Source organism: Brevundimonas vesicularis (genome assembly GCF_014204545.1).
GTDB classification, from domain to species: Bacteria; Pseudomonadota; Alphaproteobacteria; order Caulobacterales; family Caulobacteraceae; genus Brevundimonas; species Brevundimonas vesicularis_B.
This window is the reverse complement of the sequence record NZ_JACHLJ010000006.1, coordinates 1-13,708: the sequence shown is the minus strand read 5'-3', so window position 1 is coordinate 13,708 and position 13,708 is coordinate 1. Positions and strand designations below refer to the sequence as shown.

At 63.1% G+C, this 13,708-nt stretch carries 12 protein-coding genes and 1 tRNA gene; 8 read left to right on the top strand and 5 right to left on the bottom strand.

What is annotated here, in order from left to right:
* Positions 1 to 46: 46 nt before the first annotated feature.
* Together HNP47_RS15520 and HNP47_RS15515 are read right to left on the bottom strand one after the other, a co-directional pair.
* On the bottom strand, positions 47 to 1,384 hold the full coding sequence (locus HNP47_RS15520) for an acetyl-CoA hydrolase/transferase C-terminal domain-containing protein (RefSeq protein ID WP_311770088.1): 1,338 nt from the start codon (positions 1,382 to 1,384) through the stop codon (positions 47 to 49).
* Between the two features lie 37 nt (positions 1,385 to 1,421).
* Positions 1,422 to 2,198: a phosphatase PAP2 family protein gene (locus tag HNP47_RS15515; protein WP_184280270.1), complete on the bottom strand. Its 777-nt coding sequence runs from the start codon at positions 2,196 to 2,198 to the stop codon at positions 1,422 to 1,424.
* 273 nt (positions 2,199 to 2,471) lie between these two features.
* On the opposite strand from HNP47_RS15515, the gene HNP47_RS15510 reads away from it, so the two are divergent.
* Complete coding sequence (locus HNP47_RS15510; protein ID WP_055809354.1) at positions 2,472 to 4,361, top strand: ribonucleoside-diphosphate reductase subunit alpha; 1,890 nt, start codon at positions 2,472 to 2,474, stop codon at positions 4,359 to 4,361.
* A gap of 171 nt (positions 4,362 to 4,532) precedes the next feature.
* Positions 4,533 to 5,384 (top strand): lipid A deacylase LpxR family protein, encoded by an 852-nt coding sequence (locus tag HNP47_RS15505; protein WP_260394929.1) that lies wholly within the window; start codon positions 4,533 to 4,535, stop codon positions 5,382 to 5,384.
* A 4-nt stretch (positions 5,385 to 5,388) separates the two neighbouring features.
* Here HNP47_RS15505 and HNP47_RS15500 read toward each other — a convergent pair whose 3' ends face one another.
* Positions 5,389 to 7,140, bottom strand: coding sequence for a gamma-glutamyltransferase family protein (locus HNP47_RS15500; RefSeq protein ID WP_184280269.1), 1,752 nt, complete (start codon positions 7,138 to 7,140; stop codon positions 5,389 to 5,391).
* 144 nt (positions 7,141 to 7,284) lie between these two features.
* Between HNP47_RS15500 and HNP47_RS15495 the strand changes: the two genes are divergently transcribed.
* Positions 7,285 to 7,361 (top strand) — tRNA-Arg (locus HNP47_RS15495).
* A 132-nt stretch (positions 7,362 to 7,493) separates the two neighbouring features.
* Here HNP47_RS15495 and HNP47_RS15490 read toward each other — a convergent pair.
* Positions 7,494 to 8,648 (bottom strand): site-specific integrase, encoded by a 1,155-nt coding sequence (locus HNP47_RS15490; protein WP_184280268.1) that lies wholly within the window; start codon positions 8,646 to 8,648, stop codon positions 7,494 to 7,496.
* A gap of 797 nt (positions 8,649 to 9,445) precedes the next feature.
* Between HNP47_RS15490 and HNP47_RS15485 the strand changes: the two genes are divergently transcribed.
* From HNP47_RS15485 to HNP47_RS15470, 4 genes are all read left to right on the top strand, one after another.
* Positions 9,446 to 9,787, top strand: a complete 342-nt coding sequence (locus HNP47_RS15485; RefSeq protein WP_184280267.1) for a hypothetical protein — start codon at positions 9,446 to 9,448, stop codon at positions 9,785 to 9,787.
* Positions 9,784 to 10,005, top strand: coding sequence for a hypothetical protein (locus tag HNP47_RS15480; protein ID WP_184280266.1), 222 nt, complete (start codon positions 9,784 to 9,786; stop codon positions 10,003 to 10,005). Before HNP47_RS15485 ends, HNP47_RS15480 begins: the two co-directional genes overlap by 4 nt.
* 96 nt (positions 10,006 to 10,101) lie before the next feature.
* Positions 10,102 to 10,476 (top strand): LexA family transcriptional regulator, encoded by a 375-nt coding sequence (locus HNP47_RS15475; protein ID WP_184280265.1) that lies wholly within the window; start codon positions 10,102 to 10,104, stop codon positions 10,474 to 10,476.
* Entirely contained in the window at positions 10,477 to 11,715 is a 1,239-nt protein-coding gene (locus HNP47_RS15470; protein ID WP_184280264.1) for a Y-family DNA polymerase, read from the top strand.
* Here the strand turns inward: HNP47_RS15470 and HNP47_RS15465 are convergent.
* Positions 11,706 to 12,074, bottom strand: a complete 369-nt coding sequence (locus tag HNP47_RS15465) for a helix-turn-helix domain-containing protein (RefSeq protein WP_221415178.1) — start codon at positions 12,072 to 12,074, stop codon at positions 11,706 to 11,708. The genes HNP47_RS15470 and HNP47_RS15465 overlap by 10 nt on opposite strands.
* 1,113 nt (positions 12,075 to 13,187) lie before the next feature.
* On the opposite strand from HNP47_RS15465, the gene HNP47_RS15460 reads away from it, so the two are divergent.
* On the top strand, positions 13,188 to 13,616 hold the full coding sequence (locus tag HNP47_RS15460) for a recombinase family protein (RefSeq protein WP_184280263.1): 429 nt from the start codon (positions 13,188 to 13,190) through the stop codon (positions 13,614 to 13,616).
* The last annotated feature ends 92 nt before the right edge of the window (positions 13,617 to 13,708 follow it).

Below are 13,708 nucleotides of genomic sequence, written 5' to 3'. Positions count from 1 at the left end.
CCGACGGACGGCCCAAGATCAAGCCGTAGTTCAAGTTGTCGGGGCGTCAGATCAGGCCCTGCTCGCGCGCCGCCGCAGTCAGGCCGTCGCGAAACTCCGGCGCGGCCAAGGCGATCAGGGCGCGGGCGCGCTCGCTGGACGATTTGCCCTTCAGATTGGCCCAGCCGTGTTCTGTGGCGACGATGTGGGTGTCGTTGCGTGGCGTGGTGACCGGCCCGTCCAGACGGGCGACGATGCGAGAGGCCGTCCCCTTCGCCGCCGTGGAATGACAGGCGATGATAGACTTGCCGCCCTCCGATCCATAGGCGCCGCGCACGAAATCCAGTTGGCCCCCGGCGGCCGTGAACTGACGCCCGTTCAGGAACTCCGAGCAGCAGGCGCCTGTCAGATCGACCTGAAGCGTGGCGTTGACCGAGATCATCTTCGCATTGCGCGCGATCACGGCGGGATCGTTCACATAGGAGACCGGATGGGCCTCCATGCCGCGATTGCCGTCCAGAAATTCGTAGGTGTTGAGGTCGCCCATCGAGAAGGCGAAGACGCCCACGCCCGGATGCAGGGTCTTGCGGGCATGGCTCGCCACGCCGGCCTGCATCAGCTCGACCAGGCCGGGCGTCAGCATCTCGGTGTGAACGCCCAGATCGCGGTGGTCCATCAGGGCGTCGCAGACGGCGTTGGGCAGGGCGCCGATCCCCATCTGCAGCGTCGCCCCGTCCTCGACCAGGCCGGCGATGATCCGCCCGATGGCCAGGTCCGCCGGCTGAGGCTCGGCGCGCGGCACGACCAGCAGGGGCGCGGCATGTTCGACGATGCCGGCGACCTGGGACACATGGACGGTGCAGTCGCCGAACACGCGCGGCATGTGCGGATTAACCTCGACGATCATGGTCTTCGCCGTCTGCGACACCGGCTTGGCGTAGTCGGTGTTGGTGCCGAAGGAGAAGAAGCCGTCCGCATCCATCGGCGATACGGTGCAGATCAGCGCATCCACCTTGACCTCGTCGCACAACAGGCGGGGCGACTGCTGAAAGCCCGTGGGGATGAACTGCACGGGGTTGGGTCGGCCCTCCTCGTGCGCGCGCTGTTCCAGTCGGCGTTCGATGGCGCTGTGGAACAGACTCCAAGGGCGGATCCGGTCCATCAGCTCATAGCGCAGCACCGTGTCCCCCGCGATGGCGGTGGAGAGCAGGTAATAGAGGTTCACATCCTCGACCTCGCCGCGCTCGGCCCGGTCCGCCAGGGCCTTTAACAGGGCGGGCGGCTGGGACACGCCAAGGCCCATGGCGACCTTGGCGCCCGAGACGATCAGGGCGGCGGCCTGATCGGGGTTCTTCAGGCGTTCGGCGTAGAGGGCGGCGTGGTTCATGGCGTGCGTTTGCGTCATGTCGCCAGACTAGCCTGCCGCGAGGCGGATCGCGGGCTTAGACTTTGGTCGGGTCGGGCGCGGCTTCGATCGGGGAGGCTTCGTCCTGCAGCGCCGCGCGATGACGCTTCTGCCAGCGCGCCACCCCATAGGCGACCAGCCACAGGGCCATGGCCCAGGCCGCGCCGACCGCCCAGCCGGCGAAGACGTCGGTCGCCCAGTGGGCGCCCAGATAGATGCGCGTCAGCCCGACCAGCAGAGCCAGCAGAATGCCGACGCCCAGGACGAAGACCTTGAACCGCTCGCGCGGGAAGGCGCGGGTCAGCATGACGGCGACGCTGAGATAGAAGACGGTGGACAAGAGGGCGTGGCCGGAGGGGAAGCTGGCATTGATCGTCTCCACCGCCTGCATGGCCGCAGGGGGCCGGGCGCGCTCGAACACGGCCTTCAGACCTTCCGAGAGCGCGACGCCGCCGGCCAAGCCGATGACCAGCAGCAGGGACGACAGCCATTTCCGTTGGCTCAGCAGGAAAACGATCACGATCAGGGCGAACAGACCCAGCACCGAGATGCCGCCCAGCGAGGTGATGTCCGCCGCCGCCTCCTTCAGCCACCACGGCCCCCACGGTCGGCCAGGATCGTCGGCATAGGGCCGCATCAGCGCCAGGACATGAAGATCGAAGGCCTGGTCCTCGCCCTCGGTCATCTCATCGGCGAGACCGGCGAAGGTCAGAACACCGCCGGCGACGACCAGCAGGGCCAGAAGCGCGGCGATCTCCGTGCGGGCGACCGTCAGGGCGCGTATCAAAAAGGCGCGTACGTCAGAAAGCGTCATGGGCGAGCCAACGGCCAAGCTGAGCAGTCGTTCCGATCACGCGTTCGTGATCATGCAGTCGTGGGCGCGTAAAACGGACGTGCTGGCTTGCGTGCTGGCTTTTCCCCAGGCGGCTGGGACTTGTCCGACCGATTCGCCCACAATGGTCGGCGTCAACCCGTTGACGGGTCATTAGGCATATGCGCCCTATATGTGGGCTCGGGGAGCGCAGAGGCCACAAGATGATGTGGTCGCGGCGCGGGCGGCTCAAACGATTTTTTGTTCAGGACGCAGATGACCATGGCTGGCGGCGAGGCATTGAAGACGACGGAATTCCAAGGCGTTGCGGCGACGCCGACGCCGGAGCGCCCCCACCTGACCGTGGTCAAATCGGTCCAGGTCGACCGCTCGCGCGACGATCTGCTGACCGACTTCGGCAAGAAGACGCTGGAAGATCGCTATCTGCTGCCGGGCGAAAGCTATCAGGACATGTTCGCGCGGGTCTCGACCGCCTTCTCGGACGACGCCGAACACGCCCAGCGCCTGTATGACTATATGAGCCGCCTGTGGTTCATGCCGGCGACCCCGGTCCTGTCGAACGGCGGCGCGGATCGCGGCCTGCCCATCTCCTGCTTCCTGAACGCGGTGGGCGACAGCCTGGACGGCATCCAGAACGTCTGGAACGAGAACGTGGCCCTGGCCTCCAACGGCGGCGGCATCGGCACCTATTGGGGCGGCGTCCGCTCCATCGGCGAAAAGGTGAAGGGCGCGGGCAAAACGTCGGGCATCATCCCCTTCATCCGCGTGATGGACAGCCTGACGCTGGCGATCAGCCAGGGTTCGCTGCGCCGCGGCTCGGCCGCCGTCTATCTGGACATCCACCACCCGGAAATCGAAGAGTTCCTGGAAATCCGCAAACCGTCGGGCGACTTCAATCGCAAGTCCCTGAACCTGCACCACGGGATCAACGTCACCGATGAGTTCATGGAGGCGGTCAAGGTCGGCGGAACCTTCGATCTGAAGTCGCCCAAGGACGGCGCGGTCATGAAGACCGTCGACGCGCGTTCGCTGTGGACCAAGCTGCTCGACATCCGCATGCAGACCGGCGAGCCCTATCTGATCTTCTCGGACACGGTGAACCGCCAGATGGCGCCGCACCAGCGCGACCTGGGCCTGAAGGTCAAACAGTCGAACCTGTGCGCCGAGATCATGCTGCACACCGGCCGCGACCACCTGGGCGTGGACCGGACCGCTGTCTGCTGCCTGTCATCGGTGAACGCCGAGACCTTCCTGGAATGGCGCGAGGAGCCGCGCTTCGTCGAGGACCTGATGCGGTTCCTGGACAATGTGCTGGAGGACTTCATCCGCCGCGCCCCGCCCGCCATGGCCGCCGCCGTCTATTCGGCCAAGCGCGAGCGTTCGGTGGGTCTGGGCCTGATGGGCTTCCACTCCTTCCTGCAGGGGCAGGGCGTCGCCTTCGAAAGCGCCATGGCCAAGTCGTGGAACATGCGCCTGTTCAAACATCTGCGTCGCGAGGCCGACAAGGCCAGCCGCCTGCTGGCCGAGGAGAAGGGCCCCTGCCTGGACGCCGAGGAACGCGGCGTGATGGAGCGGTTCAGCCACAAGCTGGCCATCGCCCCGACCGCCTCGATCAGCATCATCTGCGGCGGCACCTCGGCCGGCATCGAGCCGATCCCGGCCAATATCTACACCCACAAGACCCTGTCGGGCTCGTTCGCGGTCAAGAACCCCTATCTGGAGCGGCTGCTCGACGAAAAGGGCATCAACACCGAGGCGGTGTGGAGCTCCATCCTGGAGAACGAAGGTTCGGTCCAGCACCTCGACGCCCTGAACGAGGACGAGAAGGGCGTGTTCAAGACCGCCTTCGAACTGGACCAGCGCTGGGTGATCGAACTGGCCGCCGACCGCGCGCCGGAAATCTGCCAGGCCCAGTCGCTGAACCTGTTCATCCCCGGCGACGTGAACAAATGGGACCTGCACATGCTGCACTGGTCCGCTTGGGAACGCGGCGTGAAATCGCTCTACTATCTACGCTCCAAGTCGGTGCAGCGCGCCGCCTTCGCAGGCGCCGAGGACAAGGCCGAAGAGGTGATCGATCCCAATCAGCCGGATCTCTTCTCCCTGCCCAAGACCGACTACGACGAGTGCCTGGCCTGCCAATAAGGCCATCTGCACCAAACGACCCGAAGGGCTCCGCGACAGCGGGGCCCTTTTTCGTTCGGGAACCGCTGCTGGTCGTCCTCGTTCAAAAGCGACGAAACCATGACCAAAAGCCGTTGGACTCTTGCGCCTGAGGGTTGCAGTGTGTGTCCAGCGGATCAGTGGGGAGACCGGATGCAACTGAAGGCCTGTATTGTCGGCTTGGGGGGCGTGTTGGCGATGGCCGGCGCGAGCGCCGCCTGCGCACAGACCTTTGCCCCCAACGCCTTCGACAACTCGCCCGATGTCGAGGCGCGGTTGACCGAACAGACAAGTTTCCGCGTAGCACCTGACGCCAGGTTCGGAGCCCAGATCGAAATCCCGACCGCCTTCCGTCCCGACGACCGATCCGGCCTTTCCGCCAGCACGCGCAACGACGTCTGGATCGATCGCACCGACTTCACCGACCGGGTGACGCTGGAGACGGCCGGCCGTCTGCGCCGCGCCGATGGCTCGCCCCTGCCGGTGACGCCCGTCGATCGGGCCGAGCTGGACCCCGACGCCTATGACCTGCGTTATGTGCGCGGTTTCCACGGCGCGCGCGGCCATACCGCCTCGGGCCTGGAAGTCAGCCTGACGCCCCACGCGGGCCTGGGCGTCGGCAGCGAAGGCCGTTCGGCCGAGGCGGGCGTCACGCTGAAGATCGGCGAGGGACTGGACCGTCTGGCCCCCAACGGCCGCGAGCGGTTCGGCGAGCGGCCGCGCTGGTATCTGTATGCCGCCGGATCCGGCCGAGCGGTCGGCTACAATTTCGCCCGCACGCGCGACGGCGACTACGCTCGCTCCGGCTACACCCAGGACAAGGGCAGCTTCCTGGGCGACGCCTCGATTGGGGTGGCCTATCGCAAGGGCGACATGCAGACCTCGTTCGGCGTCGTCTATCGCGAAATCGACGCCGGCAAGGGTCTGCGCGGCATGAACGGCCTGGACACCGACGTGAGCGAAGGCCTGCTGGCCTTCCAGCTGTCGATCCGTCCCGGCCGCTGAGCCTTTAGCGAACCTCCGAGACCGCCACGCCCTCGCGACGCGGATCAGCCCCGCCGTCCCAGCGACCGTTCCGCCACATCGCGCCGTGCAGACCCGAGGTCTCGGTGGCGTTGGGCTTCAGGGCCATGCCCGCCGCCGCCAGGGCGTCGCGGATATCCGGCGCGATCAGGTCGGTGTCGGCCCCGACTATCTCGCCCCGCACCACCAGGTTGGGCAGGGCGATCGCCTGCTGCATCGACAGGCCCCAGTCCATCGTCCCGACCAGAGCCTTGGCGACATAGGCCAGGATGCTGGACCCGCCAGGCGAGCCGATGGCGCCGACCAACCGTCCCTGACGATCCAGGATCAGCACTGGCGTCATCGACGAGCGCGGCCGCTTGCCCGCCGCCACCGCATTGGCGGCCGGATGTCCGTCCTCCTGCGGCGTGAAGGAGAAATCGGTCAGCTGATTGTTCAGGAAGAAGCCGTCGACCATCCGCCCATTGCCGAAGATGCTCTCGACCGTCGTGGTCATGCTGACCGCATTGCCCCACGCGTCCACCACGACCATGTGCGAGGTGCCGCCCGGCTCGGCCGTCTGGTCGGCCCCGCGCGGCGGCGATCCCGTCGGGGCGCCGGCCTCGACCGGCCCGTTCACCTGCGGGGCTAGGGCCGCGCGAGACGCGACATAGTCGGGATCCAGCAGACCGGCGATCGGCACGCCGACGAAGTCGTTGTCGCCGATATAGCGGTCCCGATCGGCATACATCAGCCGCTGCAACCGCCCGAACGCGACCCAGGCCTCAGGGCTCCTGGCCCCCTTGTCCAAATCGGGCGTTTCCTCGGCCATGGCGAGGAACTGCAGCAACGCCACCCCGCTGGATGGCGGCGGCGGCACGCAGATCACATAGGCCTGATACGGCCGGCAAAGGGCGTCGCGGCGCAAGGGCCGATAGCCGGCGATGTCCGCCTCGGTCAGACCGCCGGGACGCGGCCCTTCGCGAACCGCCGCTGCGATGTCACGCCCGATCGCCCCGCCATAAAAGACGCCCGGCCCCTGCTGCGCCAGTCGCGCGACCGTGTCGGCGTAGGCGGGGTTCTTCAGCGTATCGCCCGCCTGATACCGCGTACCGTCCGGCTTGGTGAAATAGGCGCTGGCCCACCGCGTCCGCGCTTGCGGACTGCGTCCATTGATCATGCCGGCCAGACGCGGGCTGACCGTGAACCCGTCGCGCGCCAGTCGCTCGGCGTCCCCGAACAGATCACGCCAGGCCAGCTTGCCATGATCCTTCTGCGCCATCGCCAGCATGGCCACCGCCCCCGGCGCTCCGGTCGAGCGGCCGGACAACACGGCGTCGACGAAGGGCAGGGGCTTGCCGTCTTCGTAGAACAGTTCGGGCGTCGCCGAAGCCGGCGCCGTCTCGCGCCCGTCATAGGCCGTGACGGTCCCGGTCTCGGCGTCATAGCTCATCAGGAAGGCCCCGCCTCCCAGGCCCGACGACTGCGGCTCCACCAGACCCAGCACCGCCTGGATCGCCACCGCGGCGTCCACGGCTGATCCCCCGCGCCGCAACACGGTCATCCCCGCCTCGACCGCCAGCGGATTCGCCGCCGCGACGAACGGCCCCCGAGCGGGCGATGCGGCAGTCGATGCTGACACGGCCTGCGGCGATGCTGTCGCCGGCGAGGACGCGCTGTGGAGGTCTGTCGCGGTCTGGCATCCCGCCATGAGGACGGGGATCAGCACAGCGGCGATCTGACGACGGAATGAACGCATGGAAGATCCGAAAGCAGGAGAGCGTCAGACAGGCCTAAGCCGTCGCAGCCGCCACGCCAACCGCTTCAGACGCAGAAACTGCATTCCCCCGCTTGCGTCCGCCCGATCCACCGGCTAAAGACCCGCCCTCGCCGCAAGGCAGCCGCACCCGTAGCTCAGCTGGATAGAGCATCAGACTACGAATCTGAGGGTCGGGCGTTCGAATCGCTCCGGGTGCGCCACTTGCTTTCTCTTTTGAAAGCAACTTCTTAGCTCTGAAGCGAGCTCCCTGAAATTCCGAACCGCCCGGCCGTTTTTACAGTGGTTTTACAGTCTTTTTTACAGGGCTATCGTCGCGCCGATTTCCGATGCGCTCAGGCGTCTTTTTTCGACATCGCGCGCACAGACTGATCGATCCGGTCCTGAGCCGCGTCCGCGAGGCGGCGGCGGCTCGCTTGGCGACGATAAATCCGCGCCGCCCTATCGGTCGCGTGTTCAAGATGGCTCATGATTTCGGCGTCGGAGCCGCCCGACTCGGCGATCTCGTTGCCGCGCGCATGTCGCAGGCCGTGAATGTCGAGCGGGCAAGTGGTCTCGCCTTTGGCGTTGAAGCCGGCTCGGACCTTCCCTGCTTTTGCTAAACTCAGCAAAACTCGATCGAGCGACTGGTTCAGCCCGCGTTCGCGGAAAGGCTGTCCCCGATCATTGTAGGCGACTGTAGGGCCGCGATTCGGCGTGCTGTCGATCAAGGCTGTAAGGCGCGGATCCTCCCGCTTGTCGCAGGCCACCTTCCGCTTCTCTGTGAGCCATAGAAGGCGGATGTGCTCAGAGCCGTCCGCAGCGCGTGTAGGCACGCGAGCGGAGAGGGGGAGGGCGCAGATCGTCTGGCGCCTGAATCCGGCGTACCGGCCAAGAGCGACCGCCCTCGCTAGCCCGGGAAGGCCCCGCCTGAGGCACTCCTCGAGCACTGCGGACACTTCGTCGTCCATCCAGGTCGGATGCGGCTCGCCGAGGACGTGAGGGCGTTTGACCTTCGCCAGCTTCAGAAAGGGGTCGCCGGAGATGCGGTCGTCGGTCTGATCGTCGATCGCGGGCGACAGGGCGTTCTTCAGCACCTGCATTCGATTGTTCGCCGCCCGGTGTCCGCGTGGCGCCCAGTGGTCTCTCAGTTCTCGTAACAAAGACTGGGACACATCTGAGAGTAGGACGTCGCCAAGATCCGCGACCATCTCGTCGATGTAGTCCTGGTAGGCGCGCTGTGTGGAGCGCGCTTTAGAGAGGAACTCGGCCGACTTGTTATAGGCGGACAGCATGCCGCCGATCGTATTAGGGCGAGGGGTCTTTGCAGCGGTCTCGGCCATCGCCAGACGGCGAAGGATGGCGGCGACCTCCGCGCGCAACGCCTCGGAGCCATCGGGTGACAAGAGGGGGCCTTCACGATAGGCGCCCTTTCGAAAGTAAAGATAGGTCTGGCCGTTGCGACGGTTGCGTTGGATGTATCGAATTGGCGCGCTGGGCTTGTCCGTCACGGCCGACGCCCCTCAGTTCGTGCTCTGACTCTCTCAAGGGCGTCTTCTGCGCGGCTCCTGCTCTGCAGGCCATCCTGTAAGTCCGGTGCTGATGCCGGCGCATGGATTTCGCCGCGCTGGGGGAGGGTTTCCAGCCACGCGTCGATGTCCGTGCGTCGGTAAAGGATGCGTCGTGCCCCAAGGTCGAGCGGACGGACGGTGAGGATACCTCCGAGCACCTCCTTGCTCATGCCGGTATAGGCCGACAGCACATCCTGGCTGAGGAGAGCTGGCCAGGCGTCAGGTATGTATTTGGGATCGCTCGGTGACCGCCGCTGAACAATCCGTTCATGAGCATTGTGCCTGCGCTGCTCCGGAAGCCAGGGGCTGGCGGCCCTGACCCGTCCGTCAGCCTGCCGTTCAATCCTAATCGAGCGGCTGGCCAGCGCGCGAAGGCGGTCGGCCTCTGCGGTCCTAGAACACTCCTGTGTGGGAAGCCTGATGGGCGAACCCATAACGATCTGCCTTGTGCTGGCGGCGTCGCATCGTCGAGCCGGGCGATCAGTTATTGTCCCTAGATCGCCAAATCAAGCATGAAAGTTGTCGAATGACTCAGGTCTCGTCCCTAGGGGCGTGTCCCTTGATGTTCCTCTGACTTCAAGGCGGGCGGAATGTTTTTGGGTTTGCTCGAGAATTCGGCCAAAACCCGGGCCAGAGACGTCAAGCGCTATTTTCGACAATAAAAACAGCATATTATGGCCTTGCGTTTCAGGGCGAAATCCATTTTGCTGAGGAAATTAAGCACAGGGACTTAACAGATGACGTTGAGGAATACCTCGCTCAATGCCCGTGAGGCATTCGAGAGAGCGGAAATCAGGAAGGGTCAAATCGTGCTACGAGGCGCTGCTTCTCTCGTGCGGTCGAAGGCCATTAAGCCGATCGATCTCATTCGAGAAATCGTCGATGCCGAGCCATTTACGCTGAACAACGCAATCGTTGAGCGCGTGCTCTATCTCATGGTGGAAGTGATTGTGGGGGCTGGCGTCGGCGGTGCGAGGGTAACGGTGCCGGAACTAGGCACATTCGATGCCACCTGCGTCGACGGAAGCATGGCGTTTCATTTCTCTGTTGAAAACCGGTGGATCGAGAGCGGGCGATGAAGCGCAAGCTGTTCGACCTGTGCGCCCAGCTTTGCGATGGCACCATCGAGCGCCGTAGCCGCTGGATCAGCGATGAATGGCTTAGTGCCGAGCTCGCGAAGGATTCAAGTCTGGATCGCTGGGTTGATCTGCCAAATGAGTTTCTGGAGCATGGGGTCACATATCCGCTGTCATATGAGCAGGAACACCCAACGGAGGATGGGAGTGGCAATACCTAAGAAAGGTCGAGGATCGACGCAGACTTGGGTTTGGCCATCCACAATCTCATCGATGGGAGGGTTGAAACGAGAACAAAATAAGAACATTGAGGCCCTATGGGAGAGAGGGATTACAGGGGCGACGAGACGACGGGCTTTCAAAGCCCGGCGCAGGATCACATTGAGGCCGTCCCCGATCTTGCCGAACTCTTGGAGTTACGGCGCCCCCAACGTTACGCGGTCAGGGTGAAGGGCGAAGGCTTGCGCGCCCGTGGCATCCACGGCGGCGACATCCTCGTGGTGAACTCGGATGCGGAGCCGGTCTCGGGCAAGGTCTGCGTGGCTTTCGTGCATGGCGATGTCTTGTTGGCCGTCCTGATCGAGAAGGACGGCGAATGGTGGCTTGAGCCAGCCAGTCAGCCCGCGCAGCAGATGGGTGAAGATACCGAAGTCTGGGCGATGATCGCCGCTCTGGTCAGGACCGACGTGTGAATGTTCGGCCTGATCGACGGCAACAACTTCTACGTCTCGTGCGAGCGGGCCTTTGACCCGACCCTGAACGGCAAGCCGGTAATCGTGCTGTCGAACAACGACGGCTGCGCCATCGCCAGATCGGCCGAGGCGAAAAAGCTCGGAATCAAGATGGGCGAGGTTTGGCACCTGTCGAAGCGCAAGCCGGAGTTCCGGGACGTGATCGCCAAATCCTCGAACTATGCGCTCCACGGCGATATGAGCCGGAGGGTCTACGAAGTGCTGACGGAGCGTTTCAACAGGGTCGAACCCTACTCGATAGACGAGATGTTCTTGGACCTGACGCAGTTCGCGAGGGTGGACTACTGCCGCCGGGTCCGCGACCGGGTGCGCCAGATCACGAAGATTCCAACCTGCATCGGCATTGGGCCGACAAAGACGCTGGCGAAGCTGGCGAACAAACACGCGAAGTCGGCGACCGGGGTGACGGATTTCAGCGACCTCGACACCCGACGCGAAGCCTTTGCGACCATGCCTATCGACGAGATTTGGGGCGTCGGCGGCGCCAGCCAACTGAAGCTCAACAACCTTGGCATCCACACAGTCGAGCAGTTCGCAGCGCTCCCAAGCGCGAGCGTTCGGAAACTCATGACGGTCACCGGCCAGCGAACCCATGCCGAACTGAACGGCGTATCCTGTATGCCCCTGACCTTGGCACCCAGCCAGCGCCAGACGGTCTCGGTGACACGGATGTTCGGACGGCCGGTCGAGACGTGGGAGGATATGCGGGAGGCACTGGCGGCCCACGCTTCACGCGCTGCGGAGAAGTGTCGAAAGCATGGGCTGGCCGCGACGGCGATGCAGGTGTTCTTTCACACCAACCCTCACGCCAAGGAGTCGTTCTTCAACGCCCAGCGCTCTTTTGACATCGAGGCGACGAACGACAGCTTCGCGCTGATCCGTCAGGCGGTGAGGGCAGGGCAGTCGATGTGGAAGTCCGGCCTAAGCTACGCCAAGTGCGGGGTGATCCTGCTGGACCTTCATGCGGTGGCGGATGCCCCGCGTGATCTTCTGCCGACTGTCGATCCGATCAAGTCCGAGAAGCTGATGACCGCACTTGATGCGGTGAATGCGAGGTTCGGTCGGGGAACGCTGCGGCCGGGGGGTATTCGTCCGAAGACGCCGTGGTCAACGCGTGCGAACAATCGGTCGCCACGCTACACGACGAGGTTCAGCGATCTGATGGAGGTTCAAGCCTGACGCTTGGCAAACTCTCGCACCATGGCGATGACAGCATCACGTTCAGGGTCGCGAAGCTGCACCCACAGCTTGAGAATAGCGCGTTCGGAAGGAGATCGTCCGTCTGGATCGGGGTCACCGTAAAGGTCTGCGACGCTGCATTGGAGAGCGTCGGCAACCTTTAGAAGGGTAGCGGCGGCGACGCGATTGACCCCACGCTCATACTTCTGAACTTGCTGGAATGTGACACCAATGGCCTTGCCCAGTTCCGCTTGTGTCAGCCCGAGGGCTGCTCGACGGTCCCGAATGATTCCACCGATCAGAACATCGACTTCTGTAGCTGTGCCGCTTGCCATGGTGTCGATATGCACAGACTTCACGGAAATCGTCGCTGAGAATTTCAGCGCGTTGATGAATCACAGGCCGCTAGCTCGCTTTGAAAGGCGTGTTCGTACGCGGCCGGCAGTGGCTTTAATACACCACAAAACAGCGGCCGCTTCGGGATCAAATTAGGAGTATGGCTTCATACGCCAGCGGTCTTCGCGATCCAGCGGCACGGCGTCCTCGGGTCGAATGATCGAAACATTCAAGAACATCACCATAGGGTCGAAGTGGCCCAGGCCGCAGAGAGGGCGCTCAACTGTCGTGGGTCTGATAGTGGAGTCTAGCCTCACTTTCCTGCGCAGCTAGTGCATGTGGATCTTGGCTGAATACGCATATTTTACGTAAGTGCACGGGGCATGTCGAATATTCGGCTTGACACGACGATCCATAAACTGGGCAAAAACCGAATTTTGTTGTCGATTGTCATTGACCGATGAAAATGATGATTGTAAAGGATCTTCCTATCGGAGAGCTACCTCTGATGCAGACTTAGTTGTTTGATGGAGGTAGCAATGGGTAATTTCGGATCGAAGAGCGCGTTCAATCAACCTGGCTTCGCATTTGCGCGAGATGAGGTTTGCCGTTGGCCCGACGGTTCAGCGCTTGGTTCATTCCAACTTGGGAACAATCGGCTCGAGTTGGATGATCTGGGTTGGGCCGTATTGGGGCTCATAAATGGCGTCGCTCGAGTCCGTGCAGACACAAAACATGAGGCATTGGCAAAGCTGATCGTCTGCTCGCGCGTCCAACGCGGGTGATTGGAATGTCCAATACTGACCAATCAAACTGTGGTGTGAGTGAGCGTGACGTTGCGCCACTATACGGCATGATCCTTCAACATCGCGATGATCTCGACGTAGCCGCTACAGTCAAAGACTGCGCCGAAGAAGTTCGGGCTCTCTTCCCTATCCTTGTGTCTATTGCGCGCTTAGTCGCAAAGAACGAGGCGAAGGCGTGCTTTAAAATAGCGGCTCTTTGCGAGCCCGAACACTGAAAACGTCAGTCCGGTATGGCCCCTGGGGCGCAGTGCGCGCGACTTCGTCGGCGACATTTTATTATTGAGAAGCACTATGAACGTAGGGTCATTCCCCCCTCGGGGATCTCTAGCTGTGGCCTATGGCCGGTTTTCAACAGACACCCAGAATCCGAGATCGGCCGACGATCAGATCGCGATGCTCTGCGAAATCGCAAGCAAGGCAGGCTGGCAAGTGGTCCGATCCGAAAAGGATGAGGGTGTAAGTGGATCTCAGAGTGATCGTGAGGGATTCATGCGAATAGCAGAGGCGGCTCACAATCGCGAATTCTCGGTGCTAATGGTCGAGGGGTTGGAGCGGCTGAGCCGCAATCGTGCCGATTTGTTTCAGTTGTACGACAATGTCCTGAAACCAAATGGCATCCGAATCTACGTGGCGCGTAGTAATTCGATCATGGACGATACGGCCATGATGCTCCTGGCGTGGAAGGCTGGCGAAGACCTAACCCAGTTAAAACAGCAAGTTCGTCGTGGTCAAAATGCGGTCATTACCGATGGTCGTTGACGTGACCCCCATTTCTCATCCAGCCATAACGAGAGTCCTTTGGTGATCTGAGCTGGGGTTGTCGGGGTTGGCAAGAGGCCGGTCAGCGCAGC

Bases quoted from the DNA above. Each gene is read 5' to 3' on its own strand.
- HNP47_RS15520 (WP_311770088.1), bottom strand. From the start codon at position 1,384: ATGACGCAAACGCACGCCATGAACCACGCCGCCCTCTACGCCGAACGC.
- HNP47_RS15515 (WP_184280270.1), bottom strand. From the start codon at position 2,198: ATGACGCTTTCTGACGTACGCGCCTTTTTGATACGCGCCCTGACGGTC.
- HNP47_RS15510 (WP_055809354.1), top strand. From the start codon at position 2,472: ATGACCATGGCTGGCGGCGAGGCATTGAAGACGACGGAATTCCAAGGC.
- HNP47_RS15505 (WP_260394929.1), top strand. From the start codon at position 4,533: ATGCAACTGAAGGCCTGTATTGTCGGCTTGGGGGGCGTGTTGGCGATG.
- HNP47_RS15500 (WP_184280269.1), bottom strand. From the start codon at position 7,140: ATGCGTTCATTCCGTCGTCAGATCGCCGCTGTGCTGATCCCCGTCCTC.
- HNP47_RS15485 (WP_184280267.1), top strand. From the start codon at position 9,446: ATGACGTTGAGGAATACCTCGCTCAATGCCCGTGAGGCATTCGAGAGA.
- HNP47_RS15480 (WP_184280266.1), top strand. From the start codon at position 9,784: ATGAAGCGCAAGCTGTTCGACCTGTGCGCCCAGCTTTGCGATGGCACC.
- HNP47_RS15475 (WP_184280265.1), top strand. From the start codon at position 10,102: ATGGGAGAGAGGGATTACAGGGGCGACGAGACGACGGGCTTTCAAAGC.
- HNP47_RS15470 (WP_184280264.1), top strand. From the start codon at position 10,477: ATGTTCGGCCTGATCGACGGCAACAACTTCTACGTCTCGTGCGAGCGG.